The following is a 24,166-nucleotide window of genomic DNA, read 5'->3' on the forward strand; positions in this document are numbered from 1 at the left end:
GAATTTTGCTTGGTATTATGTACCGATGTATTTAGAAAACAACAAACACAGCGAGGGTTTTCAAATGTTGATTAAACATGTTTTGAATCAGCTGATGAAATGGCTTGATCATGTCAGATAAAGAGTTAGATAAAGTCCTGAGGTCACTGCTGGAAAACACCCCCAGTGACGCACCAAAAGACACTGACGATATGTTCGATCAAGGCCTGAACCAAGCATTGCCAGAAACCATGCAAGCTAGTTTTTCTGGATTTAAAGACATAGAAATCGGTTCACAGTTCAACGCCTATCGAATAACAAAACACATCGCTACAGGTGGTATGGGCAAAATTTTTCTGGCCCAAAGGACCGATGGTCAATATCAAAACCAAGTGGCATTGAAGATCCTTTCCACACCCTTTCCAGACGATAAAATTAAAGCTCGATTTTTACGGGAATGCCAGACTCTGGCTGATTTAAAACACCCTTATATCATTTCAATCCTCGACTCCGGTATCGATGACTATCAAAGACCCTGGTTTGCGGCCGATTACATAGACGGTTTATCAATCACCGATTATGCGCTGCAAAATAAGGTGTCCTTAGATGAAAAAGTGAAGATGATTAAAGACATTTGTCAGGCAGTGGATTTTGCTCATTCACAGAACATCATTCATCGAGACATCAAGCCTGCCAATATTCTGGTACAAAAAAACCATCACAGGGCCATCCCTCAGGTTTTGGATTTTGGTATCGCTTATCGGAAAAGTGACAGTCAACTGACCATGGATGGCTTAGCTGTAGGCACACCTGGTTATATGGCTCCAGAACAAATCAAGCAAGGCCTGGTTGATGAAAGGTCAGATATTTTTAGTTTGGGGGTGGTCATATACGAATTATTTTCCACCCTAAAACCTTTCAAAGCTGACAGCTTGATTGAAATTCAAAACAAGACCTTGAACGCCTATCCGCCGAAGTTAACCAAGTTAATCAATGGTTTTCCTAAAGAATTGCAATTAATCACTGAGGCTTGTTTAAATAAAGACTCAAAAAACCGCTATCAAACCATTGCACAGTTATTGACTGATTTAACCAATTGGCAAAAAGGATATCCAATTTCCATCAAAAGAATCTCGTTGTATGATTCATTCAAAGCAGCGGTAAAAAGAAATAAATTAGCCACTGGGGTACTGTCACTGGCTGTTGTGGCTATTTTTTTCAGCAGCTTTTATTATACCTACAGGATTGATCAAGAAAGACAGCAAGCCATCACAGCCAAAAATGAATCAGATGAATTACTCAATTACATGCTCAAAGATTTATACGCGCAGTTACAGCAAGTGGGTCGCACCGATATATTGAAAAATCTGGCCACCAAAAGTTTATCTCAATTGAGCAAATATAAATTTGAGAACAACCAACAAATGCAAATACAAAAAGCACAAGGGTATTTGAACATTGCGGATGTGCTGGAAAATGAAAAAGTTCTGGATGAAGCTGAACAAGCTGTTAAAGAAAGTATCCACATCACAAATCAACTGTTAAAGGTCGATGATCAAGCCACTGATGCTTTAACCATCAAGATCAAAGCAACCGCTACGCTGGCATCCATCTATCACTTGCAGGGTGAGCTGGAAAAATCTGAACTGATGTTGAATGAAGTGGAGTCATCAATGCCTGTCATTGAATCAATGAGTGATGAGTTGTTATTTTCCTATTGGGAATTATTGCACTCATTCACTTGGAATCAAATGGAACAAAGCGCTTATCTAAATGCACAAAGTCATTTGGATAGAATGATGCAAGTGATAAACAGTGGAGAGAAAAAATCCAACCTAAAAAACCAATGGTTAATCAGAAAGTATCGCACTTTTCAAACCCAAGGCTGGAATCAACTGGAGCTTAAAGAATACCAACAATCCATTGATGATTTTGATACCGCAATTACACTGATCAACAAGTTGTTGCTGGATGAACCCAACCATGCTCAATTTAAAATGCATGAACAGTTGATTCTCAATCAGTTGGCTTATGTGTTTCTGTTAGATCAACAGCCAGCTCAAGCTGAACAAACCAGCAAAAATGCTATTGACTTGGGGGTTAAGCTGAGCAATCGACTGCCCGAAAATAAGCGGGTTTCCAGAGAGTTGGCTTATTCCTGGTCAACCTTGGGTGATCTGATGCTTGAACAAGAACAACTTTCTGCTGCCACTGAAGCTTTTAAGCAAAGCTTGCAAATTTCTATAAACTTGGCGCAAATAGAACCCAACAACCAATCAGCACAAAACGACTTGGCAGTTGATTCATTGGGTGTGGCAAAAATATGGCTAAAACGAGGTGATGAACAACAAGCAGAATCACTGTTCTTACAAGCTGAACAGGCCATTGCAAGCATTGCACAAAAAGACAATGCCAGCTTATATTACATCCATACTTATGTCTGGGCGCTGATGTATTTAGGCAAAACACAGGCGGCTTTACCCTATATTCAGCAACTTAAAAACAATCAAGGATGGGGCAGTCGCATGTATCAAGAACTGATTGAAGCATTTCCTGAATTAACAACTTATGACAAACAATAAGCTTCACTCCACTTCAATCACCCAAGTCTTAAACAAGGCTTACCAAGGCGATCAACGCGCAATGAATGATTTGATGCCAATGGTATTCCATGAATTAAAAAAAATTGCCAGCAGACAACGCCACTCTTATCGAATTGTGGAGAAAACTTTAAACACCACTGCCTTGGTCAATGAAGCCTGGATTAAAATCAATCGCAGTGAATCACAGCATTTCAATGATAAAAAACACTTCTACTCAATTGCGGCACTGGCTATGAAACAAATTTTGCTGGATCAAGCCAAGAAAAAAAGCAGCGCCAAAAGACAATCGAATTTAAAGGACACCAACTTCGATGTAGAGCAATTTGGGTCGATTCAGAATGAAGCCGAGTGGTTGCTACAACTGGAGCATTTGCTGAGCAGGTTGGAAAAAATATCACCCCGTCTGACGGAGTTGTTTCAATTAAAGTTTTTTTGTGACTTGACGTTTGATGAGCTGGCTGAGTGTTTTGATGTATCAAAAAAGACCGCGCAAAGAGACTGGCAAAAAATAAAGTCAGTGATTGTCAATGCCATGTCTTTAGACACTTAAAAAAAACAAGTTTCTGCGGGTCATTGACTGACCCGCAGAATCGTCATGGCGGTTAAATCTTATTCAAAACCAGAGAAAAATATCAGATCATTGTTTTCAGTGGTCCCACCATTGTTGTTATCCACAGACCCATCATCGATGTTATTACTTTGATTGGGATCGAAGCCTGCCTGTGAGCTGATGCTGGCGGTGTTATTAAAGCTACCCATTGCATCAATGGTAGCCAACACAGTCAATGCCCCTCCTGAACCACTGGCCAAGCTGCCAAGTGCGCAAGGGAAACTGGTACAGCCAGCCCCTGATACTGAGTTAATCGTCATATTTTCAGGCGTGTCTTCTAGGGTTGCCATGAACGCACCATCCACACCGATATTGGCATATTGGATGTTATATACAATGGTTTGACCCACTGCATAGGGTCCAGTTGTGAGTAGAGTTTTGCTGACGGATAAATCAACCAATGAATCGGCCAGCAGCTGTTCACTGTTGGCAGTGTTATTGGTCAGGTCTGGGTCTACCCAAAAGGTATTAGTATCAACTTTAACCGACCCCCTGAATGAACCAGGACTGTCTACTTCATAAACCAATACCAAGGTTTCACTGGCTGCTCCAGATGCCAATAGATCAATAGTGCATGGCAGTTCTGAACAGCCTTCGCCAGTAACGCTGTGCAACACCTGGTTGATTGACAACGTGCCTGTTGAAAAAGTGAAATTACCGATGTCATCGGGGCCGTTGTTAGTGATTATCGCATGGTACGTAATCAGCTGTGTATGGTGGTATGGAGGGGGTGTTTGTATCACCAAATCCACTGACAGGTCAGATGAATACTGGGTGACCACACCTTCAGTAGATTGGTCATGATTGTTGCTGGTGTCAGGATCAAATATATCAGAAATCACTGCACTACTTGCAGAAAATAAAGCACCTGATCCAACTCTAAGTTCATAGATAAACGTCTTGCTCTCACCGCTGAGTAAATTACCAAAATGACATGGATTAATTAAATTACAATCACCAATGATTGAAACGATGGATAAATTGCTCATAAATAATTCAAGCGAACCAAGAAGTGCCGTGTCGGGGCCCAGGTTTTCCACCACCACGGTGTAATTCAGAATTTGGCCCTCATGGTAGGGACCTGGTGTATCTAATGTGATGCTTACCTGCAAATCAGCTTGAGTATCAGTCAGGTATTCATCAACTCCAGCATCGTAAGGGCCTGCATCATTGAGCACATTGGGCACATCCCACCCACGTTGTTGTCCATCTAAGTCTGTGGATAATGCCGCAACTGCGTTATTTGCACACCTGTCTATAGCCGCTGATGTAGGCAACAAATGAAAGTCTTGATTGTCACGATCCACAAATTCAGGATCGGCCACTACAACGTTGTTGCCATTGAAAGAGTCCATTTCATGACTGATGATACAATCAAAACCAACTGCAGCACTGCCGCTGCCATTGATCACTTCAATACCGTTAACTTCTTGGAATATTGAACTGACTATATTGGCTGGATTTATGCTGGCTTCAGCCACATGGATGATGGCATCTGTGAGGTGATTATCAACCACTGTGTTATAAGCCAGATTAAATGAATTGGGACGAAACACAGAGATCAAGTATTTATCGACAAATCCACTCAAACCATCATCACCATTGGCATAGATCAGATTACCGGCTAAATCAATGTTGGAAAACTGGTTGAAAAAGAAGGTGCTTTTACTGGCTCGGTTCAAAGCAACTTCAGTCTGATGAATTTTAAAATTCAGGCTTGAGTTGCCCAAAGATAAAATGGTGTATGAATCAGTATCTGTGACATCTTTGACGGTATTTTCTCTGATCTGATTGCATAAAGTGTCATGCCAACAACCACCGCTGTTGTTCTGTATGTAGAAATCTGATTGGGACAGGTAGGCGGCACTGGAATTATCAGCTTGGTTGTTATTTAACAACAAAGCGAATGCAGAAATATAGCTTTCGGTGGCGTAAATACCCCCGCCATCGCCGATTAAATTATTGTCAGCATCTGCTTCATTACCATTGATATTTACCGGATTTTCATTGTCGCCTAAATTGCCAAGTTGCTCGCCATAAAGCAAAATTTGTGAACCTGAAGCGCTGTAAACACCACCACCATGGCTATTGGCTTGGTTGCCAGCGATGCCTCTGAAATCAATAAAGCCCCCAGTGGTCCCTGAAAACAGCACAAATACACAATCATTGGTGGCATAAACCCCACCACCGTTGCCATTTAAAAATTCACCAGTGGCCTGATTGGCAGATACACCTGAATCACCATATAAATAAACACTGGAGCCATCACAATATAAGCCACCGCCGTCAGTTGCTTCATTCAGCAGCACCAGAACATCTTCCAAGAATAACTGTGTTGACTGACCCACTGCATAGATACCTCCACCGAGTGCACCCAGGTTGTCATTGATTAACATGTCCGTGAGGTAAATTTCTGCTTGGGCATGGTTGGCATTGATGCCACCACCAGGCACACCCAAAGCTTGATCACCAGTTCCACCACTGACATCTATTCGTTCAATAACTATTTGGCGGTTGTTGTAGTTGGCAGGATTGGCAATTCTGATTGTTGGCAATGCTGCTGCAGAGCCATCAAGCTGAGCATGGTTGTTATTACCGATACCTGCCGCAGCGGCATTACAGTCATCGAAGCCACCAACTAATTTTAATGAGTGGGTGTAAATAAATAAGTTTTCTTGGTAATTCGAATTTGAAGCCACCCTTATTTCATGATTCAAAGCCCCAACAGGTATCGAGTTTATGGCACTCTGAATGGCCACAAAATCACAATCCAAGTCACTACCAACAGTCAGAACTTCAGCCCCTCCTCTGTGATCAAACTTTGCCAGTGGAAGATTATCAGCTTGGCTTATTGAAGACAACGACTCAGGAATAATGACTTCACTGAGGCTGTTTTTTGCCTGAATCCAATTGAGGTAAAACATCAATATAATGACAGTTATTAATTTTTTGTTCATGAACTCACCTTTTGATTTAAATTACCTCTTTAAACGACAAGACAAAAACAAAAGAGACATTTAAATGTTGATTAATTTTAATGCTGTTGAAAAAAAGTCAATAATTCCTTGTTGATGTTCTTCAAGTTAAATGAACTTGGTTTAAGATGAATGGTTGAATCTGAATGACTGTTTGAGGGCTGACTTCAGTCGATTGGCATTGAAATATAAAATAATAACAGCAAATGTATAAAATAATTAATAATAATATTAAAGAGAAAAGATATGAAAACTAAAATTGCCATCAATGGATATGGACGGGTCGGCCGCTGCATATTAAGAGCGATATACGAATACAACCGAAATGATGCCTTTGAAATCGTTGCGATCAATGACTTGGGTGCACACGATGCCATGCGATACCTGACACAACAAGACACCGCACACGGGCGTTTCAATGCCGAAGTGACGCTGGATGAGGACCACTTGATAATTAACGGCGACCGCATCAAACTATTTGCTGAAAAAGATCCAGAACATCTACCGTGGGGCGAACTGGATGTTGATGTGGTGATGGAATGTACTGGCGTTTTTCGCAGTCGAGAACTGGCCCAAAAACACGTCACCGCTGGAGCCAAAAAAGTCATCATTTCGGCACCTGCTACCGGAGAAATTGATGCCACCATCGTTTTTGGTGTTAATGACCACACACTCACTGCTGAACATCAAGTGATATCCAACGCTTCCTGCACCACCAACTGTTTGTCGCCATTGGCCAAAGCCTTGCATGAAAAAATTGGTATTGAATCAGGTTTGATGACCACCATCCATGCCTACACCAACAACCAAGTGTTGTCTGACACCTATCACAAAGACCTGCGCCGGGCCCGGGCAGCCACTTTGAGTCAAATACCAACAAAAACTGGCGCAGCACAGGCCATAGGCTTGGTGATGCCAGAACTGAACGGCAAGCTTGATGGCTATGCCATGCGCATCCCCACCATCAATGTTTCTGCGGTTGATTTAACATTCGTTGCGAGCCAAGAAACTTCCGTCGAAGAAGTCAATGAAGTGGTAAAATCAGCGGCTGATGCTTCAAGCGTTCTGGCATACTGTGATGAGCCATTGGTATCCATTGATTTCAATCACAATCCGGCGTCCTCTATATACGATGCCACCATGACCCGCGTCAACCAAGGCAAATTGGTCAAAGTGTTGGCTTGGTATGATAACGAATGGGGCTTTGCCAACCGCATGTTGGATGTATCCAAGGCGCTGATGCAGGCTTAAAACCGAACAAAATAAGACCCAGGTATTTTTATGAAAGTAAAGTTAATGGCTGATTTAGACTTAAGCCAAAAAAAAGTTCTGATTCGACAAGATTTGAATGTACCAATCAAAAACGGTGTGGTTACCAGCGATAAACGCATCCTGGCATCGCTACCAACCATAAAAACGGCCTTAGAAAAAGGCGCTGCAGTGATTTTGATGTCACACTTGGGCAGACCCACTGAAGGTCAGCCTGAATCGGCTTTTTCGCTGCAACCGGTGGCAGACTACTTGAGTTTGGCGTTGAATCAAAAAGTCCACATCATCAATGATTGGTCTAATGGCGTGGCCACAGAACCCGGGGAAGTGGTGTTGTTGGAGAACATCCGCTTTAATGTGGGCGAAAAAGCCAATGATGATCAATTAGCAAAAGCCTTGGCCAGCTTGTGTGATGTGTTTGTGATGGATGCCTTTGGTACCGCACATCGAGCCCACGCATCAACCCATGGCGTAGCAAAATACGCACCAGTAGCCTGTGCTGGACCCTTACTGGCTCATGAACTTGAAGCGTTGGCCCAAGGCCTGAAAAACCCCAAGCGACCGATGTTAGCCATTGTTGGTGGCTCAAAAGTTTCAACCAAACTGACTGTGTTGGACAGCCTGTCCAAGCAAGTTGATCAGTTGATTGTCGGTGGCGGCATTGCCAACACTTTTATCGCAGCAGCTGGCCACAATGTCGGCAAATCGTTGTTTGAGGAGGACCTGATTGCTGATGCCCGAGCTTTGATTGAACAGGCGCAGAAAAACGGCAAAGAAATCCCGATACCAACTGATGTGGTGGTAGCCACAGCTTTCAGCGAAGATGCTCAAGCCATCATCAAAGAAGTCAATGAAGTCAGTCCGTTTGAAATGATTTTAGACATTGGACCAAAAACTGCCGCCAAATATGCCGCCATGGCACAACAAGCAGGCACCATCATCTGGAATGGGCCGGTTGGTGTTTTTGAGTTTGATCAATTTGGCGAAGGAACCCGCACTTTAGCTAACGGCATTGCCGATTCTGAGGGTTTTTCTATGGCTGGGGGCGGAGATACGCTCGCTGCGGTTGATAAATATCAAATAACGGATAAACTATCCTACATTTCTACAGGAGGTGGTGCTTTCTTGGAGTTTTTGGAAGGCAAGAAACTACCGGCTGTGGCTATTTTGGAAGAAGTGGCTAAATAACCTACAACATACATACTTTTAGGACATAAAGATGACAGACAAATTAAACGAAATGATTGAAACAGCTGCTGCTATGGTAGCACCTGGACGCGGCATTTTAGCCATTGATGAAAGCACTGGCACTTGTAAAAAACGTTTTGACAGCATCGGCGTTGATTGCACCGAAGCCAACCGCCGTGATTATCGCCACATGCTGCTCAGCGCAGCCGATTTGGGCGAGCACATCTCAGGGGCGATTCTGTTTGATGAAACCTTACATCAATCGTCAGCTGAAGGCGTTGCTTTCACTCAGGTGATGCAAGACAACGGTATCATACCAGGCATCAAAGTCGACAAGGGCGCACACCCATTGGCTGGTTTTGAAGGTGAAAAAATCACCGAAGGCTTGGACGGCTTACGAGACCGTTTGAATGAATATTATGAATTAGGTGCTCGCTTTGCTAAATGGCGTGCGGTCATCACCATATCTGAAGACAACCCATCACAGGCTTGTATTGATGCCAACTGCCATGCTTTAGCCAGGTATGCAGCTCTGTGCCAAGAAGCCGGTTTGGTACCGATGGTAGAACCGGAGGTATTGATGGAAGGTGATCATGACATCCAAACCGCTTATGAAGTGACCTTGTTAACCTTGAAAACTTTATTCGATCAATTGTTCGATCAAAATGTGGTGCTTGAAGCCTGTATTTTGAAATCAAGCATGGTGGTGCCGGGTGCCGATTGTGCACAGCAAGCCGATGTCGATGAAGTGGCTGAAGCCACTTTGGATTGTTTTTATAACACCGTACCAGCATCGCTGGCTGGCATTGTTTTCTTGTCAGGTGGACAATCAGAGATTGAAGCCACCGAACACTTGGATGCGATGAACCGCATGGGTGATTTGCCTTGGCCTTTGAGTTTTTCATACGGCCGTGCACTGCAGTCTTCAGCATTGAAAGTATGGGGCGCCAATCCTCAGGACAATGTCAAAGCTGCGCAAGCTGAACTTCAACATCGTGCCCGCATGAACGGCTTGGCAGCCATGGGCCAATACGAAAGCAAGCTAGAACAAGAGTAAAATTATGTCAAACGTGTTGCTTTTGGACTGAAACAACACCAAATACAAGCAAACGCTCATGGTTGTGGACAACGATGGGCGTTTGTGCCTGAACAGGCAAACAACTAAACAGACCAAATTGGGGACAACCATGAGTCTAAGAGAAGACATCAAGCAGGCGGCACTGGAATACCACCGGTTACCGACGCCTGGAAAAATCAAAATCACAGCCACCAAGGCTTTGACCACGCAACAGGATTTGGCGTTGGCCTATTCACCCGGCGTGGCTGCACCTTGTGAAGCCATCGTCGCTGACCCAGCCAGTGCTGCTGATTTCACCTCGCGCGGTAATATGGTTGCTGTGGTTACCAACGGTACCGCCGTGTTGGGCTTGGGTGACATTGGCCCATTGGCAGCCAAACCAGTAATGGAAGGCAAAGGTGTTTTGTTCAAAAAATTTGCTGGTATTGATGTTTTTGACATCGAAATCGACGAAAAAGACCCCGATAAACTGATTGATATCATAGCCGCTTTAGAGCCCACATTTGGCGGCATTAATCTGGAAGACATCAAATCTCCAGAGTGTTTTTACATCGAGGAAAAGCTCAAAAAGCGCATGAAAGTGCCGGTATTTCATGATGACCAGCATGGCACGGCCATCATCTGTGGTGCGGCTGTCATCAACGCCTTGCATGTGGTTGGTAAAGACATTAAGGATGTTAAACTGGTCACTTCGGGCGCAGGCGCTGCTGGCATGGCTTGTTTGGATTTACTGGTCGCACTGGGCATGAAAAAAGAACACATCATCGTCTCTGATTCAGCCGGCGTGCTGTACGAAGGTCGCGAAGACCTTGAATCTGAGCGCAAAAAGTCCTACGCCAAAGGCGTTAAACAACAAACCCTTACCGATGCGCTGGATGGTGCCGATATTTTCTTGGGTGTTTCGGTGGCTGGCGTATTAAAACCTGACATGATCAAAACCATGGCCAAAGACCCTTTGATCATGGCCTTGGCCAACCCTGTACCAGAAATCATGCCAGATTTGGCTCTTGAAGTCAGACCAGATGCCATCATCGCAACGGGTCGTTCTGACTACCCCAATCAAGTCAACAACGTGCTGTGCTTTCCCTACATTTTCAGAGGTGCATTGGATGTTGGCGCCACCCACATCAATGAAGCGATGAAAACAGCCTGTGTCCATGCTTTGGCACAATTGGCACGCATGGAGGTTAGCGAGGTCAGCTCGAAAGCCTACGGTGGCAAGGAATTAAAATTTGGCCGAGATTATTTGATTCCCCAGCCATTTGATCCGCGCATCTTATTACATGTCGCACCGGCAGTGGCCCAGGCCGCAATGGACAGTGGCGTGGCCACTCGTGACATCACTGACATGGATGAATACGAGCACAAGCTCAACGAATTTGTCTACCAAAGTGGTCTGTTGATGCGGCCGGTATTTGATGCCGCGCGCAAGGACTTGAAAAGAGTGGTTCTGGCCGAAGGCGAAGATGAACGTGTACTTAGGGCTGTGCAAGTGATTAATAATGATCAACTGGCCAAACCCATATTGATTGGTCGACCTGATGTGGTTAACCAGCGCATCAAACGGGTTGGCTTGAATTTGAAAATTGGTGAAGATTTTGAATTGGTTAACCCTCAAGATGACCCCAGATTCAAAGCCTACTGGATGCAATACCACAGCATCATGGAACGTCAGGGTGTCAGCCCGGACATCGCCAAAGCCATTGTCAGAACCCGCACCACCGTGATTGCTGCGTTGATGGTTAAACGTGGTGAAGCAGATGCCATGCTGGCTGGCTTGACCGGCCGCTATCACAAAGTGCTGCAACACATCATTGATGTCATTGGGCTCAAAGACCAAACCCCTTCGGGCTTGAGTGCAGTGGCCACCGACATGGGTAACTATTTCATCACCGATACCCACGTTAACCCCAACCCTTCTGCAGATGAAATTGCTAACATGGCCATCAGCGCAGCGGAACGCATCAAAGCGTTTGGTAAAACACCGCGCTTGGCGCTGATGTCGTACTCTAACTTTGGTACGCGCGATGGCAACAGTCCTGAAAAAATGCGCAAAGCCTTAAAATTGATTCGCAAACAAGCGCCTGACCTGGCGGTTGAAGGGGAGATGGATGCAGAGTTTGCTTTGATGCCCAACATCAGAGCACATGTGTTCCCCAATTCAAATTACACCCAAAAAGCCAACTTGCTGATTATGCCTAACTTAGATGCAGCGACCATGGCTTTAAACATGATAAGATATTTTTCCCAAGGCGTTACCGTAGGCCCCATGCTGATGGGTACGCAATTACCAGCTCACGTTTTAAACCCGTCCTCATCGGTAAGGCGCATCATTAATATGGTCGCCATCGCTGCAGTAGACGCCCAAAAAGCCCAAGCTGAAACTCAAAACTGATTATGACAAACATCAAAACCACACCGGATTTGGATCCGACTGAAACCCAAGAATGGCTTGATGCCTTGACCGCGGTCATCAATGAAGAAGGCCCTGAACGGGCACATTTTTTGATTGAGCAGCTGATTGATCTGAATCGGCGGTCTGGCGGTCATTTACCGTATCAAGCCACCACCGCCTACCTCAACACCATTCCGGTTGGTGAGGAAAAAAGATCTCCAGGCAACATTGATTTAGAATGGCGTATTCGCGCCATCATTCGATGGAACGCCATGGCCATGGTCGTCAGATCAAACCGCCGACCCGGTGCCTTGGGTGGGCACATTGCATCGTTCGCATCCGCAGCCACCATCTATGATGTGGGTTTCAATCACTTTTTCCGCGGTGTTGATGACCCCAGTGGTGGTGATTTATTGTATGTACAGGGCCATTGTTCACCTGGGTTTTATGCCCGTGCTTTTCTTGAAGGGCGCATCGATGAAGATCAAATGGATAATTTCCGCCGTGAAGTCGATGGTAACGGTTTATCATCCTATCCGCACCCTTGGTTGATGCCTGATTTTTGGCAATTTGCCACGGTATCGATGGGTTTAGGTCCAATTCAGGCCATCTACCAAGCACGATTTATGAAGTATTTACAGAACCGTGGCTTGATTGAAAAAACCGATAAGAAAGTGTATTGCTTTCTGGGTGACGGTGAGACCGATGAGCCAGAATCATTGGGTGCCATTTCATTGGCCGGCAGAGAGAAACTCGATAATTTGGTGTTCGTCATTAATTGCAACCTACAAAGACTTGATGGTCCTGTGCGCGGTAATGGCAAAATCATTCAAGAACTTGAAGGGGTTTTCCGCGGTGCTGGTTGGAACGTCATTAAAGTCATTTGGGGTTCGTACTGGGATAAATTATTGGCCAAAGACAAAGATGGCTTATTACGTAAACGCATGGAAGAAGCGGTTGACGGTGACTACCAAAATTACAAATCCAAAGACGGCGCCTATGTGCGTGAACATTTCTTCGGCAAATACCCGGAACTGAAAGCAATGGTCTCAAACATGAGTGATGATGACATTTGGCGGCTTAACCGCGGCGGTCATGATCCACACAAAATGTTTGCAGCCTATCAGGAAGCCAGTAAAGCTGAAGGCATGCCAACAGTAATTCTGGCCAAAACCGTAAAAGGCTACGGCATGGGACACTCTGGGCAAGCGGCCAACACCACCCACCAACAGAAAAAAATGGATACCGAATCAATCCGTCATTTTCGTGACAAATTCAGGGTGCCCATCAAGGATGATCAACTGGAAGAGGTGCCCTACTACAAACCGGCTGAAGACTCTGAAGAAATTAAATACCTGCAGCAGCGACGTGAAGCATTGGGAGGCTATCTGCCACAAAGAAAGTTTGATCAACAAACTTTAGATACCCCTGCGCTGGATGCTTTCAGCAGCATAACGAAAGGCACCGGTGATCGCGAAATTTCAACCACCATGGCTTTTGTTCGCACTTTGTCGCTGTTATTGCGAGATAAAAACATCAAACAGCGGGTGGTTCCTATCCTCTGTGATGAAGGACGTACTTTTGGCATGGAAGGCATGTTCCGCCAGCTGGGCATCTATTCCCACCAAGGCCAAATGTATGAGCCTGAGGATTCAGATCAATTGATGTTCTACAAAGAATCAGCTGATGGGCAAATCCTACAAGAGGGCATCACTGAGGCCGGCGCCATGTCATCTTGGATCGCAGCAGCAACATCCTACGCCAATTACAACGTACCCATGATCCCGTTCTATATCTATTATTCGATGTTCGGGCACCAACGCATTGGTGATTTGTGCTGGGCCGCTGGAGACATGCGCGCCAAAGGCTTTTTATTGGGCGGTACCGCAGGTCGCACTACCCTGAATGGCGAGGGCTTACAACACCAAGACGGTCATTCGCATTTGATTGCATCTACTGTGCCTAATTGTGTCTCTTATGATCCAACCTACGCACATGAAGTGGCTGTCATCATTCAACATGGCCTAAAGCGGATGTACGCAGATAATGAAGACGTGTACTTCTATTTAACTTTGATGAATGAAAACTACCCACATCCGGAGATGGTAGCAGGCCAAGAGACAGGCATCATCAAAGGTATGTACCAGTTGAAAGACGGTGGCAAAGGTAAAGTCAAAGCACAGCTGCTTGGTTCAGGCACCATTTTAAGAGAAGTCGAAGCCGCAGCGGATATGTTGAAAAAAGACTTCAAAGTCAGTTGTGATGTGTGGAGCGTCACTTCGATGACTGAATTGAAACGAGAGGCACAGTCTGTGGCTCGCCAGAATCGACTCAATGCAGATAAAAAACCAACCAACAGCTACATCGAAACCTGTTTGGATGGTCAATCAGGACCGGTAGTTGCAGCCACAGATTATGTGCATGACTTTGCTGAACAAATCAGGCCCTGGGTCAATGCACCTTACACCACACTGGGCACTGATGGCTTTGGCCGCAGTGACACCCGCGAGGAATTGCGTGACTTTTTCGAAGTCTCTCGAGACCACATCGCATATACCACCGTGGTTGAGTTAGTGAAAGCCGGCGACCTGCCAAAATCGGCCCTTGCCAAAGCAAAAAAGACCTATTCAATTGATGATTCGGTCGCTGACCCCAGAACCAGATGAGGAACCTATCATGAGTGACAGCAAAACAATTAACATCCCTGATATAGGCGACTTTTCTGAAGTAGAAGTGATAGAGGTATTGGTCAGTGCTGGTGATTCTGTTACCGCCGAGGACGCCATCATCTCATTGGAGTCTGAAAAAGCAACCATTGAAGTACCCACACCAGAGGGCGGTGAAATCATCGAAGTGTTGGTCAAAGAGGGTGATTTGGTTTCCGAAGGAACCCCAATGATCAAACTCAAAGCCCAAGGGGGCAATGAAGAATCTGCTGAAGAGTCCAAGCAATCATCACCAGCTGAGCAAAAAAGCGAGCCGGAGGAAGATGGACAAGACGATCAACCCCAACAGGAACAAGCCAAAGCACCGCAAAGCAAAGCACAGCCAGCTCAACCCAAAGCACCACCGGTACCAGCCGAATTACCCAAACAGGCCAGTGGTAATGTACCTCATGCCTCACCTTCAGTGCGCAAATTTGCCCGTCAATTGGGCGTGGACCTGGGTCATGTTACCGGAACTGGACGCAAAGGCAGAATCACCAAAGACGATGTGAAAAACCACGTCAAAACCACCATGCAAAGCGGTGGTCAAACAGTGGTTACCGCTGGCTTTGATGTACCACCCTTTCCGGAAGTAGATTTCACTGATTTTGGTGAGGTTGAAAGCGAACCGTTAAGCAGAATTCAAAAAATTTCAGGCAAGTACTTGCACCGAAACTGGGTCAGGATACCACACGTCACCCAATATGATGAGGCGGATATTACCGAACTGGAAGCCTTTCGCAATGAGAACAAAGCCGAAGCCAAAGAACAGGGATTTAATCTCACACCCTTGGCATTTATGGTCAAGGCCATGGCCAAAGCATTGAAAAAATTTCCCAAGTTCAATACTTCGCTGGATAACGATGGTGAAAACTTAATTTATAAAAAATACTTCCACATCGGTATTGCGGTGGACACACCCAATGGCTTGGTGGTACCGGTGATTCGTGACTGCGATAAGAAAGAAGTGTTTGAAATAGCCAAAGAAATGCGCGATGTTTCACTCAAAGCACGAGAAGGTAAGTTGGCACCCAGTGACATGCAGGGTGGCTGCATCTCGATTTCATCTTTGGGTGGCATAGGTGGTACCGCATTCACGCCAATCATTAATGCCCCTGAGGTGGCTATTTTGGGCGTTTCAAGATCAACCATCAAACCAGTTTGGAATGGCTCAGAGTTTGAACCTCGGCTGATGCTGCCCCTGTCATTGAGTTATGACCACCGGGTAATCGATGGTGCTGATGCCGCTCGTTTCATTGTCTATTTATCCAGCATTTTGTCAGACATGAAGAAAATGCTGCTGTAGTTAAAATGTAGTGTTTGAAAAAATCAACAAACTGATTGAAGCAGGCAAAAAAAAGGGCTTGGACAGCGTTGACCCTGATGTTTTCAATCACCCCGTTGCGCAACTAACAGACTGGCACCCGTTGCGCGGTGGTGGGGCCAGTTTTCAAACCCACCGCTTGGACAGCAGCAACCCAGATAAATTGGTGTTTAAAGCCACAACAGGGGCCAAGTTGTTTTGTGGCCTGTTTACGTTGATAGGTTTTTTGGGCTTGGTCATTCCAACCGTGGCGTTTTTCAAACAAGGCGGTGAAGACTGGTCGATGTTGTTGTTTGCTTTGTTTTTTGGTGGCATTTTCTCAGCTGTAGGGTTGTTGATGGGATATTTCTTTGCTTTGCCACGGGTGTTTGATACCTTTTATGGCACCTATTACAAAGGCTGGCACCGGCCCAAGCACAGCATGAGTAGTAACAACAAAACAACCGACCTCAACGAAGTGGCAGCCATTCAGGTGCTTCGTGAGCGGGTACGCAGTAAAAATGGCTCGTACTACAGTTATGAAATTAATTTAGTGATGCGCGATGCCAGTCGAGTCAATGTGACCGATCATGGCAAAAAATCAGCAATCACAGAGGATGCCGAGACATTGGCTCAAACATTAGGCGTTCCAATGTGGAACGGCGCTTAAATAAACATTGAGGAAGACATGAGTAATACCATAGAAATTACAATCCCAGACATCGGCGATTTCGATAACGTACCAGTGATCGAAGTTTTAGTGAATGAAGGTGATGCGGTTGAAAAAGACCAGTCCTTGGTCACGCTTGAAAGTGACAAAGCCACCATGGAAATCCCCAGCCCGCATGCCGGCGTAATTAAATCTCTTTCAATCAAAGAAGGCGATGATGTTTCAATTGGCCAAAGTATCGGCACCATGGAAGTCGAGGCGGCAGCAAAAGTGGCTGAGCCTAAAGCAGAGGTAGATGAGCCAGTAGCGCCAAGCAAACAAAATGATGACCGTCAAAAAGAACCACATCAAGTCACCGAAACCCCAACAAATTTTGACACTGAGTTGCTGGTCATTGGCGGTGGCCCCGGTGGTTATACCGCGGCTTTCAGAGCGGCAGATTTGGGTATGGATGTGACCTTAGTAGAACGTTATGACAGCTTGGGTGGTGTCTGCTTGAATGTCGGTTGTATTCCTTCTAAAGCGTTGTTACACACCGCTGCCATCATCCGTGAAACAGAACAAATGGCCGCGCACGGTGTGACCTTTGGCGCACCTGAAATTGACCGTGAAAAGTTATTGGACTTCAAAAATTCGGTGGTCAATAAACTCACCGGAGGACTGGGGCAAATGTCCAAACAACGCAAAGTATCGCGCAAAACTGGCGAAGCCAAGTTCGTTGATGCCCATACCGTTGTCATCGATGGTGATGAAATGACTTTCAAACAGTGCATCATCGCTGCTGGCTCACAAGTATTTAAATTACCAGGTATGCCGTGGGACGATGAGCGGCTGATGGACTCCACCGATGCGCTGGAGATGCGGGAAATTCCAACAAGCATGCTGGTCATTGGTGGCGGCATCATTGGCCTGGAAATGGCTGCGGTGTATTCCGCATTAGGCACTGAAATCACCATTGTCGAAATGATGGACCAAATCATTCCCGGTGCCGATAAAGACATGGTGCGCCCGTTAATGCAACACATCAAGAAACAATACAAAGACATCAAGCTCAAATCCAAAGTCACCGCTTGTGTGGCCAATAAAAAAGGTTTAGAAGTGGAGTTTGATGGCAGCGATAAAGTCACCTATGACCGGGTCTTGGTGGCCGTAGGTCGGGTGCCCAACGGTAAACTACTGGATGCTGAAAATGCCGGCGTCGAAGTCACTGACCGTGGTTTCATTGAAGTCGACAAACAAATGCGCACCAATGTGTCACACATATTCGCCATTGGCGACATCGTCGGCCAACCCATGTTGGCTCACAAAGCGACCCATGAGGCCAAAGTGGCCGCAGAAGTGGCGCACGGTGAAAAAGTTTATTTCGACGCATTGGTGATTCCGAATGTGGCCTACACCGATCCAGAAGTGGCCTGGGTGGGCTTAACAGAGCTGGAGGCCAAAGAAAAAGACATCGCCTATGAGGTGGGTAAGTTTCCTTGGGCCGCCAGTGGCCGTGCCATCGGTAATGACCGCACCGAGGGTTTAACCAAACTGCTTTTCGATCCTGAAACTAATCGCGTTTTAGGTGCCGGTATCGTCGGTACCAATGCCGGTGAATTAATCAGCGAATTGTGCCTGGCCATTGAAATGGGCTGTGAAGCAGCAGATATCGGTTTAACCATTCATCCACATCCAACCTTGGCTGAATCAGTGGCCATGAGTGCTGAAGCATTTGAGGGCACCATCACCGACTTATACTTACCAAAAAAGAAATAATTGGATAATTTTTTGCTGTATCAATGAAAGTGTGAGAGCGGTCACAAAACCCATGGATGAAAGGCGTAAACTAGATAGCAAGTCAGAGATCAGGTTCACACACACCCTTTTCCCCCTTTCTTGATCTCTTGCCCTAAAAAGACCGCTCACACCAAGCGGTCTTTTGCTTTTCTGCTTATTTAAAATCCTTTCCAACTTGTTTCTTTTCAGCTCAGCCCATATTATGCGCTCATGTCTGATGAAAACACCACACACATTGACGCCACTGGGCTTAACTGTCCCGTGCCTTTGATGTTGCTCAAAAAAGCGGTGAGTGAATTACCCGCTGATGCGGCAGTAATCATTGAGGTCACTGACGTGCATGCTGAATTGGATTTTGAAATCTGGTGTGAACGCTTTGGCCACCAACTAGAACTGTTGGAAACAGCGGCTGAAAAAATGCGATTCAAGGTAACCGTGCGCTGAACACCAAAGATACACCACCACCTTTTTCAATCTAAATATTGCCTGTGCATGTAGGTTTATATTATTTATAATTGATTTTCTATTTAAACTACCAAGGAAATGAATCATGGAAAGAGTCAGTAAAATCGCATGCATACTGTCTGCGGCATTCATCCTAGCCGCCTGTCAAACAACCCAAAACAAGAAAACAACTACTGCACAGTACAGCACTTGGGACATCATTGAAAAAACAGAAGCAATGGCACCCAAGGCATTATCAGGTCGCTTTCTGATGACCATCAAAAACAGTGGCAAACTCGCGAGCAGAAAAGGGACAATCATTTTCCTCAATACAGAAAAAGACTATCGTGACCGCAGAAACATCTCAATCAAGCTGTCCCCTGAGTTTCAAGCTGAGTTCAATGCTCAATATCCCAACACCGATATACGCAACTATTATCAAGGCAAAAACCTGTTGGTACAAGGTGAAGCACGCCGCGTAAAAATATGGTTCAATTCGCAAGGCAAAAGATCAGACAAATATTACTTTCAAACACATGTTTTTGTGAATGAACTGACACAGTTGAAGGTTCAGTAAAGGGTTAGCAACAAACAATTTTCACACCGCATAAATAGACTGCGTTGATGCACTGGGAGGATGTTGGTCTTGCCTCCCATGTATCAGGCCGATTTGTGTGCAAAAAAAAGACATTCATCAAAGCTGTTGATGAAAGCCTTTTCGTGCTGTTTCAAAATGTTTTAAAACCTTAAAATGGCTTGAATTCTGGCTTGTACGTCCTCGATACTGCCTTTGCCCAGTATTTCGGTCACAATGTCTTGTTTTTTGTAGTAATCAGCGACAGGAGCAGTCTGTTCGGCATAGACGTTCAATCGGTTACGAACCACTTCTTCCGTGTCATCGGTGCGGCCTTCAATTTCGGCTCTTTTTGCAATGCGTGCAACCACCTCATCAGGATCAACTTGAATCAACAAAGCATGATCCAAAGCCATATCCAATTCTTTAAAAAGTGTTTCAAGCATTTCAGCTTGTGCCAAGTTACGCGGAAATCCATCAAGAATGAATCCATTGCTGGCGTCAGCTTGGGTGATTCGTTCTTTGAGCATTCCTAAGGTAATTTCATCGGCGACGAGATCACCTCTATCCATCACTTCCTTAGCAGCCAGCCCAAGCGGGGTTTTATTGGCAATCGCTGCTCTGAAAAGGTCTCCCGTAGAAACATGAGGAATATTCAATTTTTCTTCTAACAATTTGGCTTGTGTGCCTTTGCCACTTCCTGGGGCGCCCAATAATACAATTCTCATAGCTTGCTCATGGTTATGCCGAGGTTTGCTCGAGGTTGGCTCTGAGCTGAAACATCTGGCTGTATTTGTTAATGAGACCTTATGCAATCGGACTGATTATCAGTTAAAATCTAACGCTTGAATCAAGTGTAAACTGTTGCTTGAGGTCTGTTTCTGTGAAAACGTGCTACAGTACACGCCCAAAGCATTTTAGTCAATACATAGCCCAAAATTACCAACAAGGATTAAACTTATGTCTAATAAAAACGCCCTATACTGTCAATCTGGAGGGGTTACCGCTGTCATCAATGCCACTGCATGTGGGGTGATTGAAGCCGCCAGGAAAAACCCCAATGTGGGCACTGTTTTTGGTGCGAAAAATGGCATCATTGGTGTATTGCGGGAAGAATTGGTTGATACCTCACAACATTCCGATGAAGACATCGCGGCGCTGCGTCATACCCCTGGCGGGGCTTTTGGCTCATGCCGCTATAAACTGAAAGACATGGAAGCCCAAAAAGCTGAATATGAGCGCTTGATTGATGTGTTTCAAGCCCATGACATTGGATACTTTCTCTACAATGGCGGCGGAGATTCTTCAGATACCGCTTTTAAGGTCTCACAAATGGCCAAATCACGGGGCTTGGATGTGACTTGTATCGGCGTTCCCAAGACCATAGACAATGATTTACCGGTCACAGACACCTGTCCTGGTTTTGGCACCACGGCGAAATACATTGCCACCTCAATCATGGAAGCCTCTTTGGATGTTGAATCTATGGCCGAGAGTTCAACCAAAGTCTTTATTATGGAAGTTATGGGGCGTCATGCTGGCTGGATTGCGGCAGCTGGTGGTCTGGCGGCACAATCACACGATGAACCGCCGCAAATCATTTTATTCCCCGAAATTCCCTTTGACCAACAAGCCTTCTTAGCACGGGTTAAATGGTCGGTAGAGAATCACGGCTATTGTTCGGTGGTGGTTTCTGAAGGCGTCAGGAATCCTGACGGTAAATTTTTGGCCGATGCTGGAACGGTTGATGCCTTCGGTCACGCGCAACTGGGTGGTGTGGCATCAGTGATTGCGCAAATGGTCAAAGATCAACTGGGCTATAAATACCATTATGCCATCAGCGATTACTTACAACGCTCGGCCCGCCACCTGGCCTCAAAAACCGATCTCGAACAAGCCTATGCAGTGGGTGAGAAGGCGATTGAATTGGCGGTGGCTGGTCAAAACTCCGTGATGCCAGTGATTAAACGCCTACAAGATGACCCATACCAATGGGAAATTGCCACGGCTGAACTCAAAGACTTGGCGAATGTAGAAAAAATGCTGCCCAGAGATTACATCACAGATGATGGATTTGGTATTACGGAAAAGTGTCGCACTTACATGCAGCCGCTGATTGTGGGAGAGGCGTACCCCCCTTACAATGACAATGGCCTGCCACATTATGTGCGCTTGAGTCAGGACTTAACCAGCAAGAAACTGCCCCATTTCGAGATATGAATGGATAATGAAGACATAAACATAGCCATCATTGGATTGGGATATGTCGGCTTGCCACTGGCTGTGGCCCTGGCCGAACATTACCCTGTGGTTGGTTATGACATCAACCAACAGCGCATTGATCAACTGAACCAACACCAAGATGTGACCCAAGAAGTCAACAGCGATGATTTGAAGGCCGCTAAACGACTTACGTTCAGTGCCGATTCGCAAGAAATAAAAACCGCCAACCACTACATCATCACGGTACCTACACCCGTCGATGACAACAATACCCCAGACTTATCACCTTTAATCAAAGCATCACAATTGGTGGGTTCGGTACTGACCAAAGGCGACACCGTTGTTTATGAATCCACGGTTTATCCTGGCGCCACTGAATCAGTCTGTGCCAAAATCCTCAGTCAACAAAGTGGCTTGAGACTGAATGAAGATTATTTCTTGGGCTACTCACCTGAGAGAATCAACCCCGGCGATAAGGTCAACACATTATCATCTATTGTTAAGGTGGTAGCAGGCTCAACCCCACAAACCGCCGAAAAGATCAATGCCATCTACCAAAAAATCATCACTGCTGGCACCCATCTTGCACCCACCATTAAAGTGGCCGAGGCTGCCAAAGCGATTGAAAACACCCAACGTGACATCAACATCGCATTCATGAACGAGTTGTCGATGATGTTTCATGAAATGGACATTGATGTGTTGGAAGTGATTGAAGCGGCGGCGACTAAATGGAATTTTCTTAAATTCACCCCAGGATTGGTGGGTGGTCACTGCATTGGTATTGACCCTTATTACTTGATTCATAAATCACAGGAAAAAGGCTATTTCCCACAACTGATCACCACCGCCCGTCGGATCAACGAAAACATGAGTGACTATGTCAGTGAACGGATATTGAAACTGATGGCTCTGCAGCAAAAGCACATTGTTGATGCCAAGGTTTTAATCATGGGCTTGACCTTCAAAGAAAATTGTCCAGATCTACGCAACACCAGGGTGGTAGAAATTGTCGCAAAGTTACAGAAATACCATGCAGACATTGATATTTATGACCCTTGGGTTGATGCGCAAGAGGCGGCTCAACTGAATCAGCCCATGGTTGATCAACCGCAACATGAAAGTTACGACTTGGTGGTGTTGGCTGTGGCCCACGATGAATTCTTAAAGTCCAACCCCAGGGTTTATCTTAAAACCGATGGCGTGCTGTTTGATCTCAAAGGCTTACTGCCAGATGAATGGGTTGATCAGCGGTTATAAAACCGCCTGTAATGACTGAGTCTCAACGCAAAATCATCCATGTTGATATGGATTGTTTCTATGCCGCCATAGAAGCCCGTGACTTTCCTGAATTACAAGGCAAACCCATTGCAGTAGGCGGACAGCCTGATAAACGTGGCGTGGTCGCGACCTGCTCCTATGAGGCCAGGGCTTTCGGCATACATTCAGCGATGGCCATGAGTCAAGCAGTGAAAAAGTGTCCCCAACTGATTATCCAACCAGTGCGTATGGCGGTTTATCAACAAGAATCCGTGGGCATCAAAGCCATATTCAAAAACTACACCGACACCATCCAACCACTTTCACTGGATGAAGCTTTCCTGGATGTCACTGGCTCTGATTTGTGTCATGGCAGTGCCACATTGATTGCCCAACAAATTCGACAAGACATTTGGCAGCAACACCAGTTAGCCGCCTCGGCTGGCATCGCACCAAATAAGTTTCTGGCCAAAATTGCCAGTGATTGGTACAAACCCAACGGTCAGTACGTGATCACCCCAGATCAAATTGATGATTTTGTCAAAGATTTACCGGTGAAGAAAATTTACGGCGTGGGCAAAGTCACCGCGAAAAAAATGCATGACATGAACATCCATACTTGTGCCGACCTGCAGTTGCTCGATCAAAAACAACTACAACAACGTTTTGGTGTGTTCGGGAAAACCCTGTATAACCTGTGTCGTGGCATTGATAACAGACCGGTACAAACCCACAGCGAACGCAAATCGGTCAGTGTAGAGGACACGTTCTTACATGATTTACCCAACCTCACTGCCTGTCAAGCCGAAATCAAACGCCTTTATGATGCGTTAAAAACACGGCATGAAAAAGCCCTCACCAAACAAAACATCGTCATCAAGGCACTGTATGTGAAAATAAAATTTCATGATTTCACCACCACCACAGCCCAAAAAATCCACCAACAACTAGACATCAAAGTCTTCCACGACCTGATAAAAACCGCTTGGCACAGAAAGTCCAAACCGGTGCGTTTGTTGGGTTTGGGTATCCAATACAAACAAGCCGCTGACATTGAACAGATTGGTTTGAATTTCTAGGGTTAATTAAGCAATGCCTCTCTGAAATACCT

The 24,166-nt window shown here is 45.5% G+C and carries 17 protein-coding genes; 15 read left to right on the forward strand and 2 right to left on the reverse strand.

Features of this window, described 5'->3' with window-relative positions; genetic code table 11:
* Positions 1-110 precede the first annotated feature (110 nt).
* Positions 111-2,561 carry a protein kinase domain-containing protein gene (locus QNI24_RS00790; protein ID WP_267176723.1) on the forward strand — a complete coding sequence of 817 codons (2,451 nt, stop codon included), beginning with the start codon at positions 111-113 and terminating at the stop codon, positions 2,559-2,561.
* Positions 2,548-3,132, forward strand: a complete 585-nt coding sequence (locus tag QNI24_RS00795) for an ECF-type sigma factor (protein ID WP_267176722.1) — start codon at positions 2,548-2,550, stop codon at positions 3,130-3,132. Before QNI24_RS00790 ends, QNI24_RS00795 begins: the two co-directional genes overlap by 14 nt.
* A 59-nt stretch (positions 3,133-3,191) precedes the next feature.
* Here QNI24_RS00795 and QNI24_RS00800 read toward each other — a convergent pair whose 3' ends face one another.
* Positions 3,192-6,149: a DUF11 domain-containing protein gene (locus QNI24_RS00800; protein ID WP_267176721.1), complete on the reverse strand. Its 2,958-nt coding sequence runs from the start codon at positions 6,147-6,149 to the stop codon at positions 3,192-3,194.
* Positions 6,150-6,413: 264 nt separating this feature from the next.
* On the opposite strand from QNI24_RS00800, the gene gap reads away from it, so the two are divergent.
* From gap to QNI24_RS00855, 10 genes are all read left to right on the forward strand, one after another.
* The gene (gap, locus tag QNI24_RS00805; RefSeq protein WP_267176720.1) at positions 6,414-7,418 is read left to right on the forward strand and encodes a type I glyceraldehyde-3-phosphate dehydrogenase; all 1,005 of its coding nucleotides are present in this window, start codon (positions 6,414-6,416) and stop codon (positions 7,416-7,418) included.
* 30 nt (positions 7,419-7,448) lie between these two features.
* A complete protein-coding gene (locus QNI24_RS00810) occupies positions 7,449-8,624 on the forward strand; it encodes a phosphoglycerate kinase (RefSeq protein ID WP_267176719.1) in 1,176 nt (391 codons plus the stop codon).
* A 31-nt stretch (positions 8,625-8,655) separates the two neighbouring features.
* Positions 8,656-9,681: a class I fructose-bisphosphate aldolase gene (locus tag QNI24_RS00815; RefSeq protein WP_267176718.1), complete on the forward strand. Its 1,026-nt coding sequence runs from the start codon at positions 8,656-8,658 to the stop codon at positions 9,679-9,681.
* 130 nt (positions 9,682-9,811) lie between these two features.
* Positions 9,812-12,097: an NADP-dependent malic enzyme gene (locus tag QNI24_RS15405; protein WP_347177848.1), complete on the forward strand. Its 2,286-nt coding sequence runs from the start codon at positions 9,812-9,814 to the stop codon at positions 12,095-12,097.
* Positions 12,098-12,099: 2 nt separating this feature from the next.
* The gene (gene aceE, locus QNI24_RS00830) at positions 12,100-14,763 is read left to right on the forward strand and encodes a pyruvate dehydrogenase (acetyl-transferring), homodimeric type (RefSeq protein WP_267176716.1); all 2,664 of its coding nucleotides are present in this window, start codon (positions 12,100-12,102) and stop codon (positions 14,761-14,763) included.
* 10 nt (positions 14,764-14,773) lie between these two features.
* Positions 14,774-16,108, forward strand: a complete 1,335-nt coding sequence (gene aceF, locus QNI24_RS00835) for a dihydrolipoyllysine-residue acetyltransferase (protein WP_267176715.1) — start codon at positions 14,774-14,776, stop codon at positions 16,106-16,108.
* A 10-nt stretch (positions 16,109-16,118) separates the two neighbouring features.
* Positions 16,119-16,775: a hypothetical protein gene (locus QNI24_RS00840; protein WP_267176714.1), complete on the forward strand. Its 657-nt coding sequence runs from the start codon at positions 16,119-16,121 to the stop codon at positions 16,773-16,775.
* A gap of 18 nt (positions 16,776-16,793) precedes the next feature.
* The gene (lpdA, locus tag QNI24_RS00845) at positions 16,794-18,533 is read left to right on the forward strand and encodes a dihydrolipoyl dehydrogenase (protein ID WP_267176713.1); all 1,740 of its coding nucleotides are present in this window, start codon (positions 16,794-16,796) and stop codon (positions 18,531-18,533) included.
* Positions 18,534-18,764: 231 nt separating this feature from the next.
* Complete coding sequence (locus QNI24_RS00850) at positions 18,765-18,998, forward strand: sulfurtransferase TusA family protein (protein WP_267176712.1); 234 nt, start codon at positions 18,765-18,767, stop codon at positions 18,996-18,998.
* Positions 18,999-19,104: 106 nt separating this feature from the next.
* Entirely contained in the window at positions 19,105-19,575 is a 471-nt protein-coding gene (locus QNI24_RS00855; protein WP_267176711.1) for a hypothetical protein, read from the forward strand.
* 161 nt (positions 19,576-19,736) lie between these two features.
* Here QNI24_RS00855 and QNI24_RS00860 read toward each other — a convergent pair whose 3' ends face one another.
* A complete protein-coding gene (locus QNI24_RS00860; RefSeq protein ID WP_267176710.1) occupies positions 19,737-20,300 on the reverse strand; it encodes an adenylate kinase in 564 nt (187 codons plus the stop codon).
* A 232-nt stretch (positions 20,301-20,532) separates the two neighbouring features.
* On the opposite strand from QNI24_RS00860, the gene QNI24_RS00865 reads away from it, so the two are divergent.
* Genes QNI24_RS00865 through dinB form a run of 3 tightly spaced genes read left to right on the forward strand, consistent with a single transcriptional unit; the run spans position 20,533 to position 24,134 of the window.
* Positions 20,533-21,792: a 6-phosphofructokinase gene (locus QNI24_RS00865; RefSeq protein ID WP_267176709.1), complete on the forward strand. Its 1,260-nt coding sequence runs from the start codon at positions 20,533-20,535 to the stop codon at positions 21,790-21,792.
* Positions 21,793-23,055, forward strand: a complete 1,263-nt coding sequence (locus QNI24_RS00870) for a nucleotide sugar dehydrogenase (protein ID WP_267176708.1) — start codon at positions 21,793-21,795, stop codon at positions 23,053-23,055. It begins immediately after the preceding gene.
* An 11-nt stretch (positions 23,056-23,066) separates the two neighbouring features.
* Positions 23,067-24,134: a DNA polymerase IV gene (gene dinB / locus QNI24_RS00875; protein ID WP_267176707.1), complete on the forward strand. Its 1,068-nt coding sequence runs from the start codon at positions 23,067-23,069 to the stop codon at positions 24,132-24,134.
* Positions 24,135-24,166 lie beyond the last annotated feature (32 nt).

Source organism: Marinicella marina (assembly GCF_030065545.1).
In the GTDB taxonomy this organism is placed as follows: domain Bacteria; phylum Pseudomonadota; class Gammaproteobacteria; order Xanthomonadales; family Marinicellaceae; genus Marinicella; species Marinicella marina.